Annotated in this window: 10 protein-coding genes; 7 read left to right on the forward strand and 3 right to left on the reverse strand. The window is 33.9% G+C overall.

Annotated features, from left to right (window positions below):
* Nucleotides 1-429: 429 nt before the first annotated feature.
* The 6 genes from H3S73_RS10325 to H3S73_RS10350 all read left to right on the forward strand — a co-directional run bounded on the left by H3S73_RS10325 (nt 430) and on the right by H3S73_RS10350 (nt 15,588).
* Nucleotides 430-4,137 (forward strand): DUF4132 domain-containing protein, encoded by a 3,708-nt coding sequence (locus H3S73_RS10325; RefSeq protein ID WP_198236549.1) that lies wholly within the window; start codon nt 430-432, stop codon nt 4,135-4,137.
* 416 nt (nt 4,138-4,553) lie between these two features.
* Nucleotides 4,554-8,294, forward strand: a complete 3,741-nt coding sequence (locus tag H3S73_RS10330) for a DUF4132 domain-containing protein (RefSeq protein ID WP_198236550.1) — start codon at nt 4,554-4,556, stop codon at nt 8,292-8,294.
* Between the two features lie 321 nt (nt 8,295-8,615).
* Nucleotides 8,616-9,722, forward strand: coding sequence for an AAA family ATPase (locus tag H3S73_RS10335; RefSeq protein ID WP_370528800.1), 1,107 nt, complete (start codon nt 8,616-8,618; stop codon nt 9,720-9,722).
* Between the two features lie 9 nt (nt 9,723-9,731).
* Nucleotides 9,732-12,296 carry a DUF5682 family protein gene (locus H3S73_RS10340; protein WP_198236552.1) on the forward strand — a complete coding sequence of 855 codons (2,565 nt, stop codon included), beginning with the start codon at nt 9,732-9,734 and terminating at the stop codon, nt 12,294-12,296.
* Nucleotides 12,297-12,304: 8 nt separating this feature from the next.
* Nucleotides 12,305-13,477, forward strand: a complete 1,173-nt coding sequence (locus tag H3S73_RS10345) for a VWA domain-containing protein (protein ID WP_198236553.1) — start codon at nt 12,305-12,307, stop codon at nt 13,475-13,477.
* A complete protein-coding gene (locus H3S73_RS10350) occupies nt 13,474-15,588 on the forward strand; it encodes a hypothetical protein (RefSeq protein ID WP_198236554.1) in 2,115 nt (704 codons plus the stop codon). Before H3S73_RS10345 ends, H3S73_RS10350 begins: the two co-directional genes overlap by 4 nt.
* 245 nt (nt 15,589-15,833) lie before the next feature.
* Here H3S73_RS10350 and H3S73_RS10355 read toward each other — a convergent pair whose 3' ends face one another.
* Complete coding sequence (locus H3S73_RS10355) at nt 15,834-20,486, reverse strand: ATP-binding protein (protein ID WP_198236555.1); 4,653 nt, start codon at nt 20,484-20,486, stop codon at nt 15,834-15,836.
* A gap of 505 nt (nt 20,487-20,991) precedes the next feature.
* Nucleotides 20,992-23,136 (reverse strand): YccS family putative transporter, encoded by a 2,145-nt coding sequence (yccS, locus tag H3S73_RS10360; RefSeq protein WP_370528801.1) that lies wholly within the window; start codon nt 23,134-23,136, stop codon nt 20,992-20,994.
* A gap of 1,205 nt (nt 23,137-24,341) precedes the next feature.
* Here yccS and H3S73_RS10365 point away from each other — a divergent pair.
* Nucleotides 24,342-24,668 (forward strand): Grx4 family monothiol glutaredoxin, encoded by a 327-nt coding sequence (locus tag H3S73_RS10365; protein WP_198236590.1) that lies wholly within the window; start codon nt 24,342-24,344, stop codon nt 24,666-24,668.
* 64 nt (nt 24,669-24,732) lie between these two features.
* On the opposite strand, the gene rnt is transcribed toward H3S73_RS10365, so the two are convergent.
* Complete coding sequence (rnt, locus tag H3S73_RS10370; protein ID WP_334320463.1) at nt 24,733-25,431, reverse strand: ribonuclease T; 699 nt, start codon at nt 25,429-25,431, stop codon at nt 24,733-24,735.
* Nucleotides 25,432-25,489: the final 58 nt, after the last annotated feature.

Consider the following 25,489-nt stretch of genomic DNA (forward strand, 5'->3'; position numbering starts at 1 on the left):
AAATAAGCAATATGAATAATTGTATAAGAACATTATAGCCAACAACTGGCAACATTAAGCAAAGTTGATAATGGCAATAATAAGCCTTAAGTTTTTTTTATCAAAATCAGTTCCTCAATTTAATTGGGTTGGGAACATTAGGCATTAGTGGTAATTTTTTTGTGACGATCTGTCAGTAGACTATGCAATTTATCACTATTAGAAAAGAAAGTTTAATGTAAGTGGAGTTTAACGTAGTTTTGAAAGATACGAATGATATTAAAAAATATAATTTTATAAGGATAATATAGTACCTAAGCGTTCCAAAAAATCCGATATATGGCATAGTTATTATCAAGTATAAAAAGCTTTTTGGAAACAACAATCCCTATAACAATCAATTACAAATGGATACCCAAGATTTGAATCTTAATGGGAGAATAAGGAAATATGAAAACAGCTGAACAATTATCAACAAGTCCACATGCATCTAAACAGTTAATCAATACTATCTTTAAACCATTAAGTGAATTAGACAAATCTTTACCAGAACGGGTCACACAATATATCTTGCATGGTGATGAAATTGATGTGTTGGCCGATTTTGATAAACTATGTCAAAAGTCAGCTAATGTTGATAAAATTTATGAATTATTGCGAGGACCCGCTGCCTTTTATAGTTCATATAATTATCAAAAGATTCATCCGTTGCAAAAAGCACGCATTAATTTTTATAAGCTTTGGACGGATGCCTATACACCGGAACAAATCATTCGATTTGCCCGAATTTCTGCTATTTTATTTGAACATTTAAGTCATATTAAACGCATAAGCGAACAAATTCCTTCTTGGATTATGTATTTGTTATATGATGGACTGATTACTACTTTACCCTCTTATAGCGAAAATAAAGATAAAATTGATGATCGTGAAAATTGGTCAATCCAACAATTACATCAATTTCTTGAAATTGAACAGACAGGATTAGGTGAAAAGTTACTGTTCGCGATTTTTGACCGTCAAAATATTTTTGAAAGTTCTTTGCGTGATTTTAAATATTTTACTCGGTTAAATGGGTTATTGACTTATATTCAAGAACGTATTGAATTATTTAAGCAACTTCCCTCACTCGGTTTGGCGCCTTTGGGACAAATAGAACAACTTAATTACATTCAACGACATCCAGAATTTCAGTTGCAATTGGTTGATTTTATTGCCATGCAGACGTTAAATACTTCCAAACAGGTAAGTCAATTAGCTACAGAAATACTATTTAACTTACCACTGGAGCTGGTTCAACCTCAATTACAACACTTTTTAACTTCCAGATCTGCTAAGGAGCGAGCTAATGTCGTAATATTGCTCTCACGAATCATTTCTGAACCGACAATTTTAGAGCAAGCTTTAGCTAATGAAACCAATAAAACAGTTATTGCTACCATTGAAAATGCTTTATCGAGATTAGAAACCGTCAATGCAGCCAAACAGCAAGCTGAGTTAGTTATTCCTGGTTATGAACCACTTGTTGACACGCCATTGCCCATAATTGCTCGAGATGTTATACAGCAAAATTTTGACGAGTTCCTTATTGAACGTAAAACATTGATGGAAGATGAGCAAGAGAAAAACCAAAAATATAAAAGACGATCAACCTATTATCTAGACCGTTATAAACCGTTGCAAACGGTGACATCAAAGTCTCTGGATAAGATCTTTGAATATTTGAATGGTAAAATTGATCGTTCAGCATTATTGAAAGAATTTGATAAGAATATTGATTTTGACTTTTTAATTACCAAAAATCGACTAGCAAATTTACCTGAATTTTCTTTATTTCACTTACTTCGCATGACTCAGTTACTGAGCGGTCTAAATAGTAATTATCCTTTTAGATATATATATAATTATTATGAAATTGTTAAAAACTTCGATTTAAGACAGATAGCGGATGTCATGGTAAAACTCAACTATCCACAGGTTGAGTATGAAATTGCTCTGGAGTTTTTAACCAGTGATTTTTATCATGATATTTATGAAAATGAACCCTATAAATTATGGGCTTTTTTTGCTGAAAATATATATTTAATTGATCAAGCTTTGGGTTTTGCTCCTCTACAAATCCTTAGTCGTCTAGAGAGTGTCATAAAAATATTACAACTTTTTCCAACCATTCCAGCTAAATATGTTGCTTACCTAATTGAATTAGCTTTAGGTGGAAGTAAACCGGTACGTTACGCAGCACAACATGCCTTAAGACAGATACCTAATATACATAATCAAGTTGAACAAGCCTTATCTTCTTCAAAACAAGAGGTGCGTATTGCTGCAGCTAATTGGTTAGCTGAGTTAGGAAAAACAAGCTCGATTAAAGCACTAAATGCTGCGCTAAAAAAAGAGAAACGCGAAACGGTACAAGCGGCAATATTGGTGGCGCTGGAAAAAATGGGTGAAGATATTAGTCAGCACTTAACTGCAAAAAAATTATTGGCTGATGCCCAAAAAGGGGTAAAAGGTAAAATGCCAACCGAACTAGATTGGTTTGATTTTAACTTAATACCAACATTAACTTGGCAAAATGGTGATAAAGTTGATTCACAAATTATTCAGTGGTGGATCTGTTTAGCGGTCAAATTAAACGATCCGGCTAATCCGTTGTTAACTCTTTATAATCAATTGTTAAGCCCCCAAAGTCAGCAACAATTAGGCGAGTTTATTTTACAAAGTTTCATTAAGCAAGATACGCTAAGTCCATCACTAGAAGAAGCAGAAGCCAAAGCCGGTTTAGAAGCTAATATGCGATTGCAACAATATATTGGATATTATAAACGTTATCCGAATCTTTATCCTCACTATAACAATATTACTTATGAGCAAGTTTTTGACGAAATCAAAAAAGAGACATTAGCAATTTATCTTGGCTCAGCCATTAAATCAAAAGGAATATTAGCATTAACCTGTGGTATTGAAGGCTCTATTGCAGTGTCTCTCTTACGCAGTTTTATGAAAAATCATTATCAACGTCGTGCACAAATTGAAGCGATGCTTGAACCACTGGCAAACAGTGATGATCCGATGATCATTCAACTATTATTATCATTAGCACGTCGCTATCGTACGGCATCCATTCAAGAAAAAGCCAGACACTTGGTAGAAAGTATTGCCGAGCGCTCAGGATGGACAACAGATGAACTGGCCGATCGCACCATATCGACCGCAGGGTTAGATGATAATGGTCTGTTAATTCTTGATTACGGTGAGCGTACCTTTACTGCTAGTTTAGATGATAAATTTAAGTGGCAATTAAAAAATGCTGATGGAGAAAAGATCAAAGCATTACCAGAAGCACGTAAAAGTGAAAATCCTGAACTCGTTAAAGAGGCCAAAAAACAGTTCAGCAACAGTAAAAAAGAGCTTAGCCAATTGCTCACTATGCAAATAAGCCGTTTTTACGAAGCCATGTGTGCCGAGCGTCAATGGCGAGTGGAAGATTGGCTAAAATATCTGCAACCACACCCGATTGTGGGACGATTGATTCAACGTTTAGTGTGGTTGGAATTAGACAATAATGGTCAGATCGTCAATAGTTTTAGACCAACTGAGGATGGCGGTTTAATAACCAATCAAGATGACGAAATCTTACTTGATCAAAATCACTTTATTACTGTTGCCCATTCAGCGTTAATATCAAGTGATGATACAGCTCAATGGCAAGCGCATCTTGAAGATTACAAAGTAAATCCATTGTTTGAGCAGTTTGGTGCTCTATTATCCGATATGAGCAAATTTAAAGATGGTATTATTGATGATCGTTTAGGCTGGTTAACCGACAGTTTTACCATTCGTGGTATTTTAACCAAATTGAGTTATGAGCGTGATACTACTGAAGATAGCGGATGTTTTTATGGTTATCATAAATACTTTGGCAGTTTAGGTATTTATATCAATATTGAATTCAGTGGCAACATGCTACCTGAAGAGAATATTCCAGTAGTGCTTTATAACCTTTATTTCAGTAATAAAAAAGGTTTCAAAGATAGTGCAATTGCGCTTAATAAACTACCCAAAGTGTTATTAGCCGAAGGTTATGCTAATTATATGGCTGTTGCAAATGCTAGTAGTGGTTTTGATCCTAATTGGAAAGATAAATTAATATGGTAAAACATGGTCAAAATCTGATGAAACATATCATTCTTGATTTAGTTATGGGTTATATGATTGTCGAGATTAGTGTACAAAAGTATTGCTACTAAAAGTAGTAATACTTATTTACCATTTTCGATGTTAAACATTTTAGTTTTAAGTAGATAACAGAAATGGATCGCGTAAAAATATTATGCAAAACAATAAAGTAAAAAATAAATTTATTGAATAAAACTAATAAGGAATATAAAATTCCAGCTCGTAGCCATTATTTGATAACGTCCAATAAACTTATCAAACATTAAGAATTGATGTGTATTGACTTAGATAGTTTTATATTTATTTAAATGGCGACATTAGATTGGAATGAATAGCGATTAAAAGTTATAAATATGCTGAAATTATAAATGGATACCTAAGATTTGAATCTTAATATGAAAACAACTGAACAATTATCAACAAGTCCACATAAATCTAGACACTTAATTAGCATTATCTTTGGTCTATTAAGTAACTTTGACGAATCTTTCCCAAAAAGGATCACACAATATATCTTGTATGGAGATGAACTTGATGTGTTGACCGATTTTGATAAATTATGCCAAATACCCGATAATGCTAATGAAATTTATCAATTATTGAGAAGCCTTTATGGTTATCATGATTCATGGGATAAATGTGAATTAAAGACTCATGCGTCGACACAAGGCTGTATTGATTTTTATAAGCTTTTGACGGATGTTTATACACCAGAACAAATCATTCGATTTGATCGGTTTTTTGCCATTTTATGTGAGCATTTAGGTTTTATTAAACATATAGATAAGCAAATTCCCTCATGGTTTATCTATCTGTTATATGATGGACTACTCATCACTATCTTTAACCCATTAAGTGAATTAGACAAGTCTTTACCAGAACGGATCACAAAATATATCTTGCATGGTGATGAACATGATGTATTAGACGATTTTGATAAATTATGCCAAATACCCGATAATGCTAATGACATTTATGACTTATTGAGAAGACCTTCTGATTATTATAGTTCATGGGATGAATTTGAACCAAAAACTCATCCGTCGAAAAAAGCCCGTATTGATTTTTATAATTTTTGGACGGACGTTTATACACCAGAGCAAATCATTCGTTTTGCCCGGGTTTTAGCCATTTTATGTGACCATTTAGATTTTATTAAACATATAAGTAAGCAAACCCCATCATGGTTTATCTATCTGTTATATGATGGACTGATTACTCAGTTACCACCTTATTATGAAGAATATTGTATACACGGAATTTATTTGCGCAAAAGTTGGTCAGTCCACAAATTACATCAATTACTTGAAATTGAACAAGAAGGATTAGGCGATAAGTTGCTGTTCGCGATTTTTGATCGTAAATATATTACTTTTATTGCGGTTGAACGTTATCGATTCTTCGGATATTTTACGCAGTTGGATGGGTTATTGACTTATATTCAAGAACGCATTGAATTATTTAAACAACTCCCCTCACTGGGTTTAGCGCCTTTGGGACAGGTAGAACAACTTAGATACATTCAAAGATATCCAAAGCTTCAGTTGCAATTGGTTGATTTTATTGTCATGCAGGCGTTAAATTCTTTCAAACCGGTTAGCCAATTAGCCACAGAAATGCTATTTAATTTACCACATGAACTGATTCAACCCCAATTACAACACTTTTTAACTTCAGGAGCGGCTAAAGAGCGTGCTCATGCCGCAATATTGCTCTCTCGAATCATTCTTGAACCGACAATTTTACTACAGGCTTTAGCTAACGAAAGAGATGAAACAGTTATTGCTACCATTAAAATTGCTTTATTGAAATTAGAAACTAGCAATACAGTTAAACAGCAAGCTAATTTAATTATTCCCGATTTTGAACCACTTGTTGACACGCCATTGCCAATCACAGTTCGTGATATTTTACAACAGAATTTTGACGAACACCTTATCGAATGTAAAAAATTGATGGAAAATGAGCTAGCGGAAAACAGAGAAAATAATACATCATGGGATTATGAAAAAAACAGTTATAAATTGTTGCAAACAGTGACATCAAAGTCTCTGGATATTATCTTTGATTATTTGAATGGTAAAATCGGCTACTCAACATTATTCAAAAAACTTGATAAGAAAATTGATTTTAGTTTTTTAGCTACTAAAGATCGACTAGCAAATTTACCTGAATTTTCTTTATACCACTTATTTCGAATGACACTCTTAATTGAAGATAGACATGATTATTACTATTTTCAAAATGTATATACAAAATATGACATTGTTAAAAATTTCGATCTTAGACAAGTAGCTGATGTGTTGTTAAAAATTAATAATATTCCTGATGTTAAGTATAAAATCGCTTGGGTGTTTTTATCTAGTGATTATTTTTATAACATTTATGAGAATGAACCCTATAAATTATGGGCTTTTTTTGCTGAAAATGAATTTTTAATTGATGAAGCATTGGGTTTGGCTCCTCAACAAACATCTTATTTTATTAATAAAACTTATCCCATAAAAATATTACAGATGTTTTCAACGATTCCAGCGAAATATGTCGCTTACCTGTTTGAATTAGCTTTAAACGAAAGTAAATATACACAAGAGCAACCATATTTTATCTTAAGACTGATCCCCGATATAGATAATCAAGTACGATATGCAGCGCAAGATGCTTTAAAACCGATCCCCAATATACATATTCAAGTTGAACAAGCTTTATCTTCTCCGAAACAAAAGGTACGTATTGCCGCAGCTAATTGGTTGGCTGAGTTAGGACAAAAAAGCTCAATTAATGCATTAAATGCTGCGCTAAAAAATGAGAAATGCAAAACAGTACAAGCGGCGATATTGGTAGCATTGGAAAAAATGGGTGAAGACATTAGTCAGCACTTAACCCCGAAAAAGTTATTGGCGGATGCCCAACAAGGCTTAAAAGGTAAAATACCTGCCGGACTTGATTGGTTTGATTTTAACTTAATACCAACATTAACTTGGCAAAATGGTGATAAAGTAGATTCACTAATTATTAAGTGGTGGATCTGTTTAGCGTTCAAATTAAAAGATCCAATTAATCCGCTGTTAACGATCTATAACCGCTTGTTAAGCACCCAAAGTCAGCAGCAATTAGGCGAATTTATTTTACAAAGTTTCATTAAGCAAGATACCCGAACGCCAACACTGGAAGAGGCGGAAGCCAAAGCCAGTTCAGAGGCTGATAAACGCTTGCAACAACGTATTTTAAGTTATCAGCGTTATCCAGAATTTTATTCTGACTATAAAGATATAACTTATGAGCAGGTTTTTGAAGAAATTAAAAATGAAACATTAACAACCTATCTTGGCTCAGCCATTAAAGCAAAAGGAATATTAGCGTTAACCTGTGGTATTGAAGAAAGTGTAGCGGTGTCACTCTTAATTAACCGTTTTTACCAAGCCATGTGTGCCGAGCGTCGATGGCGAGTGAAGGATTGGCAAAAATATTTACAAAATCATCCACTGGTGAGTCGATTAATTCAAGATTTGGTTTGGTTACAATTAGATAAAAATGGTCAGCTCATCAATAGTTTTAGGTCTAATGAAAAAGGCTACTTTACGACGAATATATATGGTGCAGAAGTTTTACTCTATGAAAATCAATTTATTACCGTTGCTCATTCAGCTTTACTCTCAAGTGATGATACCGCACAATGGCGAGCGTATCTTAAAGAATACAAAGTAAATACATTGTTTGATCAGTTTAGTACTTCATTACCCGATATGAGTAAATTTAAAAATGGTATTATTGATGATCGTTTAGGTTGGTTAATGGATAGTTTTACCTTACGTGATGTTTTAAAGAAATTGGGTTACGAGCGTGATAATGCTGAAGATGGCGGATATTTTTATAGTTACTATAAATACTTTGACACTCTCAATATCTATATCAATATTGAATTCAGTGGTAGCATGCTACTTGAAGAGAATATTCCAGCAGTACTCTATACCCTTTATTTCAGCAATAAAAAAGGTTTCAAAGATAGCGCAATCGCGCTTGATAAACTACCCAAAGTGTTATTAGCCGAAGGTTATGCTAATTATATGGCGGTAGCCGACGCATCCAATGGTTTTGACCCTAATTGGCAAAATAAAGTGATATGGGATACATGACTAGAAGTTGAGGGATCATGTTTTTCTTGATTGCAATGCAGGATTACATGATTTAGAACAGTTAATACCTGAATGGATTCGTCATTAAATTTTATATGACAAAGATGCCATGGTTCTTGATGATCGAAAGGTATTATCAAAAACAAATAAATATGATAAACGGATTTATAGACTGTTTAGTATGCCTGATATTGTTGCTCAAAGTAATGATAACAGCAAAAATCGATACTAATGACATCTCGCTTGGGTTATTAGCCGAGCGTTTTGTTGATTATAGGGCGGTTGCCAACGTATCAAGCGAATTTGATTTAGATTGAAAGGATGAAAAAGATGGTAAATCAGAAACAAGTAATACGATTCACTGCAGAAGAGCGTTATAGCCAAGAATTGGCAACGTTAAGCAAAGCCGATAATGACAATAATAAACCCCAAGGTTGGCTATTATCACCAAAATCCGTTCGTCAATTTATTTTAGGTAACGACACACTAGGCATTAGTCGTAAATTTTTTGGTGACGATCCGTTAGTTGATCGTGCAATTGTATCACTATTAGGAAAACAAGGTTTAATGCTAGTGGGACAACCCGGTACAGCAAAATCCATGTTATCTGAATTACTGGCAGCAGCAATAAGTGGTGATTCGAATTTGACCATTCAAGGGACAGCTGGTACCAGCGAAGATCATATTCGTTATTCATGGAATTATGCTTTACTGCTTGCCGAAGGGCCAACTGAACGGGCATTAATTGGCTCACCTATCTATCAAGGTATGTTGCAAGGAAAAATAGTCCGCTTTGAAGAGATAACCCGATGCCAACCTGAAATTCAAGATATGCTGGTATCGATTATGTCCGAAAAACAAATGATGATTCCCGAAATGGGGTCTAACAGCGTTATCAAAGCTAAACCTGGATTTAATATTATTGGTACAGCAAACTTACAAGATCGTGGCGTGCATGAAATGTCTGCGGCATTGAAGCGTCGTTTTAACTTCGAAACCGTTAATCCTATTGCTGATAAAGGTTTTGAAATTGAATTAATACAACGCCAGCTTAATCAAGAGTTAGGCGAATTAACTTCACAAATCGTTATCCCTATTGATGTCATTGAATTGTTGGTAACTACCTTTCAAGAACTCAGACAAGGTCAAACCACCGAGGGTGCCAAATTAAAAACACCCGATGCAGTTATGTCAACGGCCGAGGCAGTGAACATTGCCTATGCATCTGCGTTAGATGCCCATTATCTTGGTGATGGAACATTGACAGGTGAACAAATTGCCAAACAACTGATTGGCGTTGTTTTGAAAGACAATGCGGATGATATTAAAAGAATCCAGTTTTATATGGATAATGTGGTACGTGAACGTGCTAAAAAATCCGATATTTGGCGTAGTTTTTATCAAGTATCAAAAACTTTTTGGAAATAACAAATCGCTATGACAATCAGCCATTCACTATTACCAGAACGGTTATCAAAAGCGGTAGAAAGCCTAAAAGCGCTACAGCAAGAACAGATCTATTTTGCGCCAGTGCGCCATCATAGTCCCGCATGCAGCTATGCATTAAAACAGTTGATAAAGGAAGTTCAGCCAACACATATATTGATAGAAGCGCCATCTAGCTTTGAGGCTATTATCGAGCAATTATTACATAGTGACACAAAGCCACCTATCGCCGTGCTATGTCAAACCGAAAAAAACATTGATCAACTAATGACAAGTTCCGAGCCAGAAACGGAAGATGATACCGATGATATAACACCTAAATCAATTACCTATTCAGCATTTTATCCATTTTGTCATTACTCACCGGAGTGGTTGGCAATGCAAATGGCAAAAAAGCAACAGGCTGATATACAATTTATTGATTTGCCTTGGAGTTTACAAACGGATCAAAGTATTGATTATGATTCGGATTATAATCGTTCTCTACTTTCTGAAACTTATCTTAAACATAGCCAATATATACAACGTTTAATGCAAAAACTGCACTGCCGAGATCATGATGAAGTATGGGAGCATCTATTTGAATTAAAAGATTATGATGAAATCGCTGATTGGCAGACGTTTTTTGTTGATACGTTTGTTTGGTGTGCCATGTCAAGGTTTGATTACACACAAGAGTCGCTAATTGCGGAAGGATCTGTCCAGCGCGAACAGTATATGTTAACCGCTATTGGTCAGCTAAAAAAATCCAAACCACAAGCCAAAATTGTCGTAGTAACAGGAGGATTTCATACTTTAGCGTTAATAGAGGGATTATGGCAAAATCAGCTTGTATTACCTAAAAGATCAGATGTTATACAGTTTAACCGCCAACAAAAAAATAGTGCGAACGATCAAACATGGCTAATTCGTTACAGCTTTGATCGTCTTGATGCGTTAAATGGTTATGCTTCGGGTATGCCATCACCCGCTTATTATCAAGCAGCTTGGCAATCGATATTGCATTATGATAAAGCGACAAATAAAGATCAATCAGGGCGAGAATATCGCCAACGGCTAACCTTAGCTTTACTGTCTGAAATTGCCGATAAATTACGCCAACAACCAAATTATAATAGTTCAACTGGATTTGTTCCTTTAAAATCAGCCATTGAACAAGCCACATTACTTGCTGATTTGCGTGGACATGTTGGAGCAGGGCGATATGATTTATTCGATGCTATTCAATCTTGCTTTATTAAAGAGAGCATTGACACTACGAATAGTGAGTTTTGGTTGTCAGTGCAAAGTTGCTTATCAGGCAATCTACTAGGCCAAGTGCCGACTAGTACGTCACAACCACCACTGGTTAATGACGTCTATTTAACTTTAAAAAAATATCGTTTCAAATTGGATGATACCAACCCAAAACTTACTCATATTGATATTTATCGCAAGCCTAATCATCGACAACGTAGCCGTTTTTTGCACTTGATGACCTTTTTAAATGTTGGTTTTGCTAATCGACTTGATGGTCCTGATTACATTCATGGCCAACGTTTAAATGTGATGTTTGAAGATTGGCGTTATGCTTGGACACCAATGGTTGAAGCAAGATTGATTGAATTATCTCAGCAGGGGACTAAGCTGGAACAAATTGCCATAAATAAATTGCAATTGGACGCCGAGCAGCTTATACACGATAAGACTGGTTCGGTAAGTCTTATCGCCGTTGAGCAGTTAACCCATGCTGCTTTAATGGGATTAGATGATTACTTTAACCATTTAGTTGATAATTTTGCAGATTTTATTGAAAGTGATGGTGAATTGAGTTCACTCATCCATTGTGGACACCGTATGGTTTACTTATGGCAAGGTCAAACTTTTTTACAACTTAAAGCCACATCCACTTTACTTACGTTATTAACTAAAATTGTTAAACAGAGTTTTTTCTTGTTAAATAAACTTAAACAACATGAAAATGAACAGCAACAGCAAAATTTAAAAGTATTACTTTCATTTAGAGATTTATTAAATTATCTGCCCGATGAGCTTGATGTTAACCAACTTAAACAGGATTTTTACCATAATTTGTCCCGTTTGCAACCAGAGTTAACTCAGGCACCTTTGATTCGTGGTGCTATCGATAGTATGAGTTATTTAGATTCCTATTTAAGCCAACAACAATTGGAAGATAATATAAAAATTAACTTCAATTTAGGTACTAAAAATGAACAAGCAATTAGCTATTTTATTGGCATCATGCAATGTACACCTGAATTAGTAATACATTCATCCATTTTATTGGAGAGTTTAGATCAATTACTGATTGATTGGTCACCTGAGCAATTTATCGAAATTTTACCTGATTTACGTTATGCCTTTTCTCAATTAAATCCTAAACAAACGGCTTCGTTAGCCGAAAAAATTGCTAAAAAATATCAGATTGCTGATGCTGATTTGCATTTTCAACAGCATCAATTTAGTGAAAATCAGCTACAAAAAGCGCTCTTGCTGGAATTGTTTATTACGGAAAAAATAAAACAGCAACATCTTACCGATTGGTTCAAACAGTAGGCATTGGCATGATTAACGATAAACAAACTAAAAACAGCAAAACAGACGAGCAAGTCAAGCGTTGGCGTTTGATATTAGGTCAATACGCCGATGAACATCTAAATAGCAATAATAATTTAGGCATATACGATAAGCAAATTGATCAAGCTTTAGATTACCTTTATCAACATGAATATCGTTCTCGGGGCTTATTAATGGAAGACAAAAACCAATCAAGCTCAAAATCTGGCGGAAAAGAGAGTTCTGTCTATAATACAGTAAATTGGTTGCGACAATCCCGCAAATTATTTCCTAAAAGTACTTTTGAACGAATGCAAAACCAAGCTATTGAACGATATCATCTTGAAGGTATTTTAAACGATCCTAATGCCGTTAAAGAGTTACAACCCAACTTCAATTCTGTACGACTTTTAATGAACTTACGAGGTAAGCTCAGTAACAGTGTTCAAGATGAGGTAAAAGCGCTTATCAAAAAAGTGGTGGATGAAATTTTACGAAAAATCCAGACGAATTTTATTAATGCCATGACAGGCAAAAAAAATCGATTTAGACGCTCATTAATTAAAAATAACCAAAATTTTGATTGGCGAGCAACCATTAAAGCTAATTTAAAACATTTTGATCATGATAAACAACGCATCATAATTGAAAAGGCCATTTTTAACTCTCGCGCTGCTCGTCAACTTCCTTGGGATATCATTTTATGTGTTGACCAAAGCGGTTCAATGGATAGCTCTATTTTCTACTCGGCGGTGTGTGCCAGTATCATTACACGGTTGCCGGCTGTTCGTTTACATTTATTGGTTTTTGATACTCAAGTGGTGGATTTAACACATTTAGCGAGCGATCCAGTCGAAATACTCATGACAGTACAACTTGGTGGCGGTACTAATATTGGTTATGCACTAAATTATGCGGAACAAAAAATAATAAATCCAAGTCGTACCGTCATGGTTGTGGTCAGTGATTTTTGTGAGGGGGTGAATTTAACTAACCTTTATACAACTGTTGCACGCCTTAATGCTAATCGAGTTAAAATGCTGGGTTTAGCTGCATTAGATTACTTGGCAACCCCCGTTTATGATCTGCAAGTAGCCCAAGAACTCGCCAATCGGGGAATGGAAATTGCGGCTTTAACACCCGAACATTTTGCTACTTGGCTTGCAGAGGTGATGAAATGAGTTGGTCTCAAATCTACTTAAATTACGATCAAGATGCTTTGGCTGTCTATGCTAATGTTGGCGTCATTCGACGTGCACTCAAAGATATTGAAGCTAATAAAGTTAAATTAATCGAACACAATCAATCACATTTGATATTTGAGGTTGATAACCAACAAGTCAAACTGACACCACAAGGTATTCAAGCGGCAAAGTGTAGCTGTCCAGCCAGTGATCATTGTAAACACATAATAGCTTCTGTGTTATGGTTACACGAAAATCCACTTATCGATGAATCCAAAGTTACCCCAAATTGTGACACACTTAATCAACCACTTGAATCCTCTAAATCACATAGTGATCCTTTAGCCGAGCTATTAGCAATTGAGAGTAGCCAGTTATTTAAAACAGTGGGCAAAGCCAATATACGACTGGCTTATCAATTACTGTTTGATTGGTTACAAAGCGATGGGGTAACTGTGCAAACTCAGGGCGTTCAACTTCGTATTCAAGTTCCACAAAGTACCACCCCAGTTATTTACACAGCGGGTACGGGCTTTGCTGGCATCATTTCAGAATTACCCGATAAGCAAAAACAGGCCGTACATTTAGCCGTTATTGCTTATCTATTCCAACAAAATCAAAAAAGCTGGCAATGGCCTGAACAGATTATTTCAGAACATCAGCAAAATAATCAGCAAGATCAGCTTTGTGATGATGAAATTATCTTGATAAAACAGATACAAAATCAAATCAACACGTTAATAGAGCATGGCTTGTCGCATGTAAGTGCCAGCCAAGCTAACCAATTACAATTACTTAATATGTCAGCCCGAGCACAAGGTTTACCAATGTTGGCTGCCATGCTTAGGCAATTGTGCCAATTAGTTGAGATGCAAGTTAATCGGCATTTCGCTATTGAAGAGCAAGATATCATCTTACTTTTAGCTCGCTTAACCGTTCATTTGCAAACAATATTAAATAGCGAAGGTGAACAACTTGCCAATTTACGAGGAAAACAAAAACGCCAATACCAGACCAACCAGCAAACGTTAGATTTATTGCCATTAGGTGCTTATTGGTGGGAAAGTAATACCGGTGCACAAGGTGCCACTTTTTACTTTTGGAACCCTAACGATAATCAGTATTACCAAACAACGCTAGCCAGATCCAATAAGGCTGACATTAATTTTAATCAATATTCTATATGGCATCGTATTTCATTATGGCAGTCAATGCCAAATATATTGATGAGAAAACGATTCTCACTGAACAATCCTCTTCTAGCTGAAGGCAATAACTTATCAAGTACTGGAGCGAGTGTGGTGATAAAATCGATAGGATGGACTGATCTGGATTATCAAGAATTTCGAGCCTTTAATGGTTTTCGAAACTGGAAAGAACTGAGTCGTTATTTAGAAAATAGTGATGTCAGTGACGGCTTGTTTGATCAGGTAATCGCTATTCATATTACCAATACCCAAAAACCGGTATTAGATGAAATTAATCAAAGTTTAATCTGGTGTATAAAAGACAATAAAAACAATGATCTTTTATTACAACTTTTTTGGGATGGAAATTATTCACAGCGCATTGATACGCTAAACCTTTTGCTAAGAACGGCTCATCAACCATTGACAGTATTGGTAAAATGCATAAAAAATGACAGTAATTTAGATCTTAAACCTTTTGCAATCATTTATAAAGAGTCGAAAACCGACCAAATCAACATCGCCAATTTGGATTTTGATTATGAATGGTTATATCCAAAAGGAAAAAATTATAAAGCCTTTGAAGCATCCAAAGAACCGGTATTAAAAAAACAGATGACGCAAATCAATTACCAACAAGATCCTATTGCGACATATATCATCAAACCTACACTGGCATTACTTGAAGCAATCACCAGTTCTGGGCGATTGATCTTATCTAACGCAGATAAACAAAAAATAAACCAATTACAATACCAATGCGATACACTTGGCTTAACGACGTTAAGCCACACCCTAAACAAATTAGCACAAAACCAACCGATAGAAATCAAACATATTCTACAAACAGCCTATCTATGCCAGCTAATGAACAATACACACTATCAATTACCAATAGTAATAAGGGAAGATGAAACATAACCAAAAATCAAACAATACTAACGGATAACGTGATTCAAACAACAGAAAATAGTTTAGGAAAAAATCGCTTATTGAGATTTTGATTAATGTCATCTGCATTTTATATTGAATATCATTTATCAATGCCATTTGAAATGGCATTGATTCCTGAATAATTTTTACAAGATGATCTAACTGTAGTAAAAAAATCTTTGTGATAATTTAAAATATTGTAGCAATATTATGTTTATAGAATTAATATCTTCTTAATTGAGTAAACCTGTATTCAATTGCTCCATAGCATTTTTTGCAGAATAAATATCCGATTTTAATAACGTATCCCAAATATCAAGGCAGGTATTAATAGCGGTGCTATTTTCATCTTCTACCGCTTCATCATATAGTCTTTTTAAAAAATCAACCAAGCGCCTTTCATTAAAATAAAAGTCTGTTGAAGCTTTATTTTTATCGTAATGCATTGCGAACTTATTGGTTAACCTCAATATAGGTTGCCCAAAACCTAATAAACTTTTAGGTGTTTTATTTAAATAATAAACCAAATCTGCAAAGCAATAGATAGCGGCTTTTGATGTGATAAATAGCTCAAATAGCTTATTACTGTTTGGTTTTTTCCAATAGTTTTCATCGTTTATGCAACGACCAACTTCCTTTGAGATATTTGTATCGTTATCATTTAATAATAATTGATAAGTATTCTCAATTTTATGAATCTTATCATTATAATTATCTTGCCGTAATAAATGACACAACATGGATGCACACCCTTTTTTTAAAATAGTATCTTTTAATAAATATTGTTGCTGTTCTATAAACAAATCATTAAAAAAACAGCGAGCATAAATTTGTATTCCTGCTAATTCTTTAACCTCATCTATGTGTGAATTAACCATTCTTATTGCTAAATCAATATATTGTGAACGGTATTTTGTTTCGAAACCTCGATTAAAAAATCGATAAGCGTCATTAGCGCAGGTCATACGCAGATCTTTATGACATAATTCAATAAATTTTTGATGGGCATAATCATCATTATAATTGAGGAGTGGTGCTAAGAGAGAAACTGCTGCAATATTAACTGCGGGATGATTGTCATTGATTGCGTTGTCAATTATGCCTAAGTGTTGTAAAGCAAATTCTTGGTTGTGCCAAAAAATTTTTGAGATAGCCAGATATGCTATACCTTGAACACAATTTAACATTTTACTTGTTAGGGAATCGGCATTAGCATTATTTATAGAATCTCCGTCCTTAATAGACCTAACACTCAATTTACTGGCTTCAGGATTGCTAGAGTTTTTAGCAAGATCTATTAATAAATCAATTACTGGTTGAGAATAACGCTCAGCTCTACTTTTGATTAATTGGGCTAAAGAATATTCACATTTTGGCTTATTAAAATGAAAAATCACTTGTTCAATTAAAGATATTGGGCAAGTTTCTTTCTCATCACTGTTATTTTGTTGGTTATTACTCACAGCTAAACCATCAAATATGGCATTGATATATTGGGTATCAATATTCTGAGGTAATGTTAATGCAAATTGAGCAAAACGGTCGGGTTCTTTTGTTACACTTTCCATTAAACTACGGCTAAATTGTCTAATACTTGCTTCAGAAACTAAATCATCAGTTATTTGAACTAATCTATTTATTTTAGGAGGAATTTTTTGTGACAAAATTATTTTTTGCCATGCTTTGTTAGAAAGTTTATTGCTTTCAGGTAAAGGCGACCTTATAAAACCACCAATAGTTGTATTATTTTTGTAAAAATCCGAGCCTGTAAAAGAACTAAATTTACGATTTAAAACACCTTTTAATTGTTTTGATTTTGCAGAAATTCGATGCTTATCTAATGTCGGTAATAGAAAATATTGTAACTCTCCCCAATAACTAACATTTGCTCCCTTTGTAGTTAATTTAAATAACCCTTTTATTTCCTCGATATTTTTAGATGGTGGAAAGTTATAAATTTTTTCTTCTAACTGCCTAAATAACTCATTGCAACAAAATGGCGAAAACTTACTGATAAGTTCACTAGGGAGTAACCAGATCGGTTCTTCCGATCCATTGCCACACGTTAAACGTTCATTTGGTGACTCTAATAACCAACTTATAACTTGATCTGCGTATTCTGGAGATAAATTTAATAGTAGTTTGGCAATTAGGTGAGTGATCACCTTATTGTTTTTTTTCATATAAGGCGAAATTATATCAAATAATGTATCAGATTGTTGGTAAAGTTGTTTTCCGGAATTTTCAAGTATGATAATTAGACCTTTACGAAAACTACTAGCAAAGCCATTGTTCATATATCTATCATCAATTAGCCACTCATTAGTGGAACTATCGCAATCTGATTTAAAAATACTGCTTAGATAATTCAAAATCAATTCAATCAGTAGGTTAGGTATGAATTGAGATAGTTGTTTTATTTCTTCAATATCCTCATTAGTCCAATAATATAAATATGTTGCATTATTAATATTATTTGAGGCATGTAAACATGAATCTTCATCTACAATATTTTTATAATGTTCCATTACTATTTTGATGAAATCAAATGCACGTAATGGTTTTATTTTAATTAATGTATTCCAGTCAATGTAATACGGTACATAATCATAATTAGATAATTTTTTTCTAAATTCGAACAATTTATCGCTGTCTTCTGCAACTCTCCAAGGAAGAGTAGAGTATACTCTTTGATTCCATAAATCAGACTGACCAATAAAATCAGTCAAATTATTAATAATTAAGTCAGGTTCAACTGTTGAAGTAGAACGAAGCAGTTGGATAGCATGATTGATTAACTTTTCATTATCACTTTTGAGCCAATTTTCAATAATTCTTTGCTCACATAGATAAGAGATAATAGTAATATTCGAAACACAGGTGATATTTAAAAATTTGTCAAATAGTTCAGGTGTTTCAAGAATTTTCTCAATAAGTAATTTTATCGGTTGTTTGATACGATTAATTTCTTTGATTGTATTTAAAACTAAAATTTTTAAATGGAAACGAATATTGTTATTAAATAAAATAGCCTCAGCGCAATTGCAAAAAACTTTTTCGCTATAATCAAGTAACATAATTAACGCATATTTAAGATGTTCTCTTTTGGTTAACGTTTGTTCTTCATAATTACCAATATGATTTAATAAAGTTTGAGGTGATTGAATTCCAGCTTGAAAAAGTGCAAGACCGACGTGGTAATCAAATAACGCTTGATGGCGAAAGCTGATTCGATTATTTTGTTTACTAAGTAATCCGACTGAAAGGCACGCACCAAGTTGTTCTTTTGTAGCTGGATCGAGTAAATTTTCCGAAATGGATAATTGTGATGAACCTGTCATCAATGAAACTATCGTATTAATGAAATTCGAAGCTGATTGTTCATTGATACCACATTGCTTAATCTGAATTAATCTATCTTCTAAAAAATTCTTAATTAATTCTAATTTATTACTAAACTGAGGTGCCTTTTGGTTGCGTTGAGCTATTGCTAAATATATTCCCAACCATAAAGGAATTTTTAATATCTCTTGTTTTTGTGTAGAAAGAGAACTAAAAGGTTCATAAGGGGAAATTAATGGTTTAATAGTATCTTCATCTAAAAGTGTTAACTTGAGGTCAAAACGATCCTTTTTGACACTTTCTAACCATTTCGATAAAGCAATATCTTCATTTAAATCAAAGTCTCTTGACGCCAGAACGATGCTAATATTTTTTCCTTCTTTTCTTAATCTTTGAACTTGATCCACCATTTTACGACAGATTTCTAAAGCATTACTCGAATGAGTGCCGGTCCATCTTATGGCATCGAGTTGATCAAGAATAAATACGATTTTTTTTTGTGAAGAATATTTACTGCAACTACCGATTGGACAATAAGGAAAGCCTAGCGACTTACCAAAATCATTAATATTATTTTCGGGACGGCGTCTATCTAATCGAATAGGTACTGATATAATTTTGTTTGTCGTTAAGTAATTATGTAATTCCAACAATAGTGCACTTTTTCCACTACCAGCTTCTGCTGAAATTAAAGTAATGGCATGACTTTCAATCGAGTTAATAACTGAGGTTAATTCACCTCTTTTAATTAATGTATCACCAATAAGAAAAGGTTCTATTGATTGTTGAAATTCATCGGATAAAGAAGAGATTACCGTTGATATTCTGTCATCATCAGGAATAATTTTGGGTTCAAATCCATTGTCTTTTAAATCAGTTAATAAATCGGTTGCTGTTATTGTCTGTCGTAATTTATTAAAATCTTCAGGATAGTTTTTTAGAAAAGTGATAAGTTTGCTAGAATCATCCATAAATAAATTACCAGCTCTACTCTTAAGTTCTTCTATGGTTTTAGTATTTATATCATAAGCAATAATATGAAATTTTTGCAGAAAATTTATAGCCTGTAGTAAATCTGATTCAACCTCAGCATCTAAATTCAAATATCGGCAAATGCTATTAAAATCTTTCTCCCGCTCTTTACTGGCTTTGATTTGGTATTCTAAAAAATCCTCGTGATTATTACTATTAAGAGCACTTATTCTAAGATCGTTGATCTTTTTACATGGTAATGGCGATATTAAGTGGTATTCGCTTTGGTCACGTTGAATTTGGAATAGAGCATTTTTTAAAATATTGTACTCATTGAGTTTAGGTAACGTCCAATACTCACTATTACCCGCACCACTTTTACATTGGTAATATCGTTTTTTACCATCCTTAAGTTCGGTTAAAACATCAACACCCACTTCATCATTTCCAATAGGTTCAACAATCACCGAATTGACTTTTTCTTCAAGTAAAAGAAGTAATTGATAGGCTATCCAATTTGCTTCATATCGATGTCCAATTTTTTCAGAAAATCCACCAGCTTCTAACGCCATTATTTTTATACCTTAAACTATTCCCAATCTTATAAAATATAAGTTCAATTGATTAAATTTCAAGTAATTAGCCCATAAGTTTTTTACATAGTTTATTATGCTCTATCACTTGAGATTTCAATTTATTATCTACTTTTTATCGATAACTCTTTAAAATTAATTGGGTTCAAGGTTGTTATAGAATTATTGCATTTGTATTTAATTGAATTGAATCACAAGTAAATGTTAATAGATAATAATAAATCTAAAAAAGGCTTTTATTAATGGTCATGGTTATACGTGTAGGTGGCTAACTTTTAAGTTTGTATTAGCTCTTTTAATATCTGATTGTTTGTATTAATTATCTGACTATTTATTAGAAAAGGCATTTTATTGAACCTATTTTGTATGATTCTACGTATCCACATTTTTCAAATCAATGACGATTTTATGAATTGATAAAACCAGCAAAAATGGATTTTTAAGTGCCTTTCTATTGATATGTTAGAAATCTAAAACAGCTTTGTTAAGCTGTCTTATTATCCAACTCACTAACAAGTGTGACGATTTCCGGCAGAATATCGAGTATTAAAGCTAATTGTTGCATTACCAGTAGATCGCTATTGGTCTGATCGTCATTGATTGAGATTGTTTCAACATATTCGGCAACTAACTGTTTAATGGCTTGATATTCACTGTCTAGTTTTTTTTCACTGAGAAGATTAATAATATAAACCGTTAAATCGTCAAATAGGTCAAGGGTTTTGGGGGAGATACTTTTATCTCGATGTGCTCCTAACGTTGACAAATAGCTGATTAGTATATGATTTAGGGTGAGCAGGCGAAAGCCTTTATCGATGATTGCTTGATTCATATGAGGTTCTTTAGTCATTAAACTAATTAGTGATGACAAATCGGCACTGCTATCGTGTGCGGCACGGCGTGCGACGCGATATTGAGGATCATTGGTTTTACCCGATAGATATTGCTGTCCAATTAATGCTAAATAGTGACTGTCGTCATGACAAACACGATCCACTAATTTAGGTAGGTTTCTGAACTTCCAGTCAGGCCAGATAAAACTCACCGCAAGCCAAGCAATAAAACATCCAATTAATGTGGCTATAATTCGTGAAATAGCAACCGATATGCTACTTTCACCAATCAAACTGAAACTAAAGAATACCAATAACGTAATAAACGCGGTGGCATAAGCATATTGGGAATTTTTAAATAAGAAAAACAGCCAGCCAGTTATAATAATGAGCACTAACTGTTCAGGTACACTCGGGAACAAAAAGGTTAACGGAATGCCAACCACAATCCCTAAAATAGTCCCAATAACGCGCAATTTTAATCGATGTTTTGTGGTGGAATAGTTAGGTTGACACACAAACAAACTGGTTAAGATGATCCAATATCCATGCGATAAATCTGAACAGAGAATTGCCATATATCCCACAAAAAAGACTAAACTCATTCGCACTGCATGGCGAAATAGTGGAGACTTAACGGTCAAATTACGCTTAATTTTAGCAAATAGATCGTGAAAGCTAGTTAGCTCTTCGTCAATCAATTGATTATCTTCTTGCTCTTTAGAGAGGTGCTGTTCAGTATCAATGTTTGTTAGCAGCAGATCGATAGAGAGTAGATTCTGATGCAAATTTTTTAAGGATTTAATCAAAAGCATGTCAGCTCTATTGCTGAATTGATATTGAGCGATGGCTTCCTCAAGATAAGTAAAATAGCGCGCAAACAGTGAATCATGTTGATAGGTTTGGTTTAACTTGATAGCTATTGCTAACTGCGTGCAGGCTTTGGCTTGCAAATTTAAAATTCGCGCAAAGCGAAATAGAATATCGCTATGTTTAAAATGTTCACTTAATGCTTGATATTGTCCATGTGCTGAACTTGCACGTTCATGAATATCTTGCGCTACAAAATAGTAACTTAGCAGTTTACGAATGTAAGACTGTCCGCGATAACTTTTTAAACGGTTAAATAGAGAGCGTTTTGTATCATTAAACGCACCAATTAACTGATTATTACTTTCGGTTAATTGCAAGGTTTGCTTTTTAAATCCGTCAGTTTCATCGGGATCGAACATTGCTGCTTTGGCATCCAAATATTGCGCTAACTTCATAAAGCAGATAGAAAGTGACTGTTGAGTCGTGCGAATAGGTTGAATGATTGATTCAATTAGCGATACCACGTTGTACCACAGTGCACCGAGTAATAAAAAGCAGGGTAGAGTGAATTTATCATCAAATAAATTATGCCCAAGCATTGTATAAGCAGCAATCAATAACGATCCAAAGGCAATTACTCCATAACGCTGCCCGAGTGAACCCAGCATAATAAAAATAAAGGTAGAAGACACCAGCCCAATCATAAACAGTGCAGGGTAATCAAATAATAACTCGACCGAAAACGTACCCAGTGCAAAACAGAACAACGTCAATACTAGATTAATACAACGGCTGAGTAACCGAGTATCAATCTCAGTTAATCCAGCTGCCACCACACCAAGCGTGAGCGGAATAACCAGTGTTGTCTGACCAAAATACCAAGGCACTAGAGTAGAGCCAGTTAAGCTAATAAGCATGCGGATGCTAAACAGAAGGTTACTGCTGTAAAAGACTTTACGCAAAGTCAAAATAAAAGGATGCACAAATGTTGGTTTTCGTAGAGTTAATAAGATGGAGGGTAGAATACTATATTGTTGACAGTTATTAAAGAGGGTGGAATTTTTTGGTTGAAAATAACAATAACTAATATACATATTATTAATTATTTTAACGTCATCTGAATTGAATGTTTTTCTTAGATTAATGAATTTGAGTGTTCAAATATGAGTCAATTTTTCTTAGATATTTTTAATAACTTGATAACTCATTACTTATTAAATTTGATAAAGAATCTGAAACGGTATAGACTCCTGAATTATTTTTACAAAAAATCTATTTTCATCTATTATTCATTTTTAATAGAAAATTTTTCATACTTTTGGTTACAACAAATATGCATGTCTGCGTTGCGCACTAACTGAGAATGATATATTCATCAATTTCAATATAGGGCATTTCTTTGTGTTGTTTAGTTACGTGAAAGTTAACTAAGTATTTAATTGGGTAAAAAAGAATCTGAAACGGTATAGACTCCTGAATTATTTTTACAATAAATAATATTTACATCTATTGTTTATGGGATTTTAAAAAATCTTTTAATGCTTTTGAAATCTTTTAATGCTTTTGGTTACAAAAATATTCATGTCTGCGTTGCGCACTAACTGAGAATTATATATTTAGCAATTTCAATATAGGGCATTTCTTTGTGTTGTTTAGTTACGTGAAAGTTAACTAAGTATTTAATTGAGTAAAAGGAATCTGAAACGGTATAGACTCCTGAATTATTTTTACAGAAAATCTATTTTCATCTATTATTCATTTTTAATAGAAAATTTTTCATACTTTTGGTCACAAAAAATATTCATGTCTGCGTTGCTTATTAACTGAGAATTATATATTTAGCAATTTCAATATAAGGCATTTCTTTGTGTTGTTTAGTTACGTGAAAGTTAATTAAGTATTTAATTGAGTAAAAAGAATCTAAAACGGTATAGACTCCTGAATTATTTTTACAAAAAATTACATTTACATCTATTATTTATGGGATTCTAAAAAAATTTTTTATAGTTTCGGTTGGAAAATATCCACGCCAGTGTTGAATAGTGATTGATAATTATATATATTTATTTAAAATCTTGTTATAGGTCAAAAAAATTGCTTATTATCGGTATCAAGCGTGGATAATCTACGTTAAGATAATAGGCTAGCAATTAATTACCAAGGAAAAACGTTTATGACGACTGAAGAAATGACAACACTTGATAAAATCAAAAAGCAGATTGCTGAAAATCCTATCCTTTTATATATGAAAGGTTCGCCAAAATTGCCAAGTTGTGGCTTTTCGGCTCAAGCAGTGCAGGTTTTATCTCAATGTGGCGTGCCGTTTGCTTATGTAGACATTTTACAGAATCCTGACATTCGTGCAGAACTACCAAAATTTGCTAACTGGCCTACTTTCCCACAATTATGGATTGAAGGTGAATTAGTAGGAGGATGTGATATTATGATCGAAATGTTCCAAACTGGTGAACTGCAAACGCTAATTAAAGAAACAGCGGAAAAACATCCAATTTAGGATAGTTTTTCTCAACTTAACTTAGATTCAAAGGTCATTTAAGAGCGCATATGCGCTCTTTTTATTATTCTGTTTGTTGATCGGACTCTGGGCTTAATTGTTCACCATTCAACTCATTATCTAACTTTGCTTGTGGCGATATATCAGCAAGCGGCCATCCTCCTAACCGTTTATATCGATTGACAATTTCACAAAATAAAATAGCCGTTTTTTGAGTATCATAGAGTGCTGAATGGGCTTGTTTGTGGTCAAATGGGATTTTTGCCGCTTCACAGGCTTTAGCCAAAACCGTTTGTCCAAATATTAAACCACATAGGGATGCGGTATCAAAGGTTGCAAATGGATGAAATGGATTACGTTTTATTCCTGCACGCTCTGCGGCTGTCATTAAAAAACTATGATCAAAGTGAGCATTGTGAGCAATAATTACCGCACGGTTACAATCGTTTGCTTTTATACCCGCTCTTACCATTTTGAAAATTGCTTCAATTGCAATTTTCTCATCCACTGCGCCACGTAAAGGATTATTGGGATCAATCCCATTAAATGCCAGCGCGGTAGGCTCTAAAATTGCATCAGCAAATGGATTGACATTAAATTGCAAGGTTTGATCAGGCTCAATCCAGCCATCTTTATTCATTTTTAACGTAATGGCGGCGATTTCTAAAATTGCATTTTGTTTAGGATCGAAGCCAGATGTTTCGATATCAATCACTACAGGATAAAAACCCCGAAAACGTTCACATAATTTTGCGTTTGGCACAATAGTTATCTTATTTGTTAAAAAATGAAAATTATTATGCCAGTTTTTAATGTATTCG

Origin of the sequence: Gilliamella sp. B14384G12, assembly GCF_016101825.1 — a bacterium.
In the GTDB taxonomy this organism is placed as follows: domain Bacteria; phylum Pseudomonadota; class Gammaproteobacteria; order Enterobacterales; family Orbaceae; genus Gilliamella; species Gilliamella apicola_N.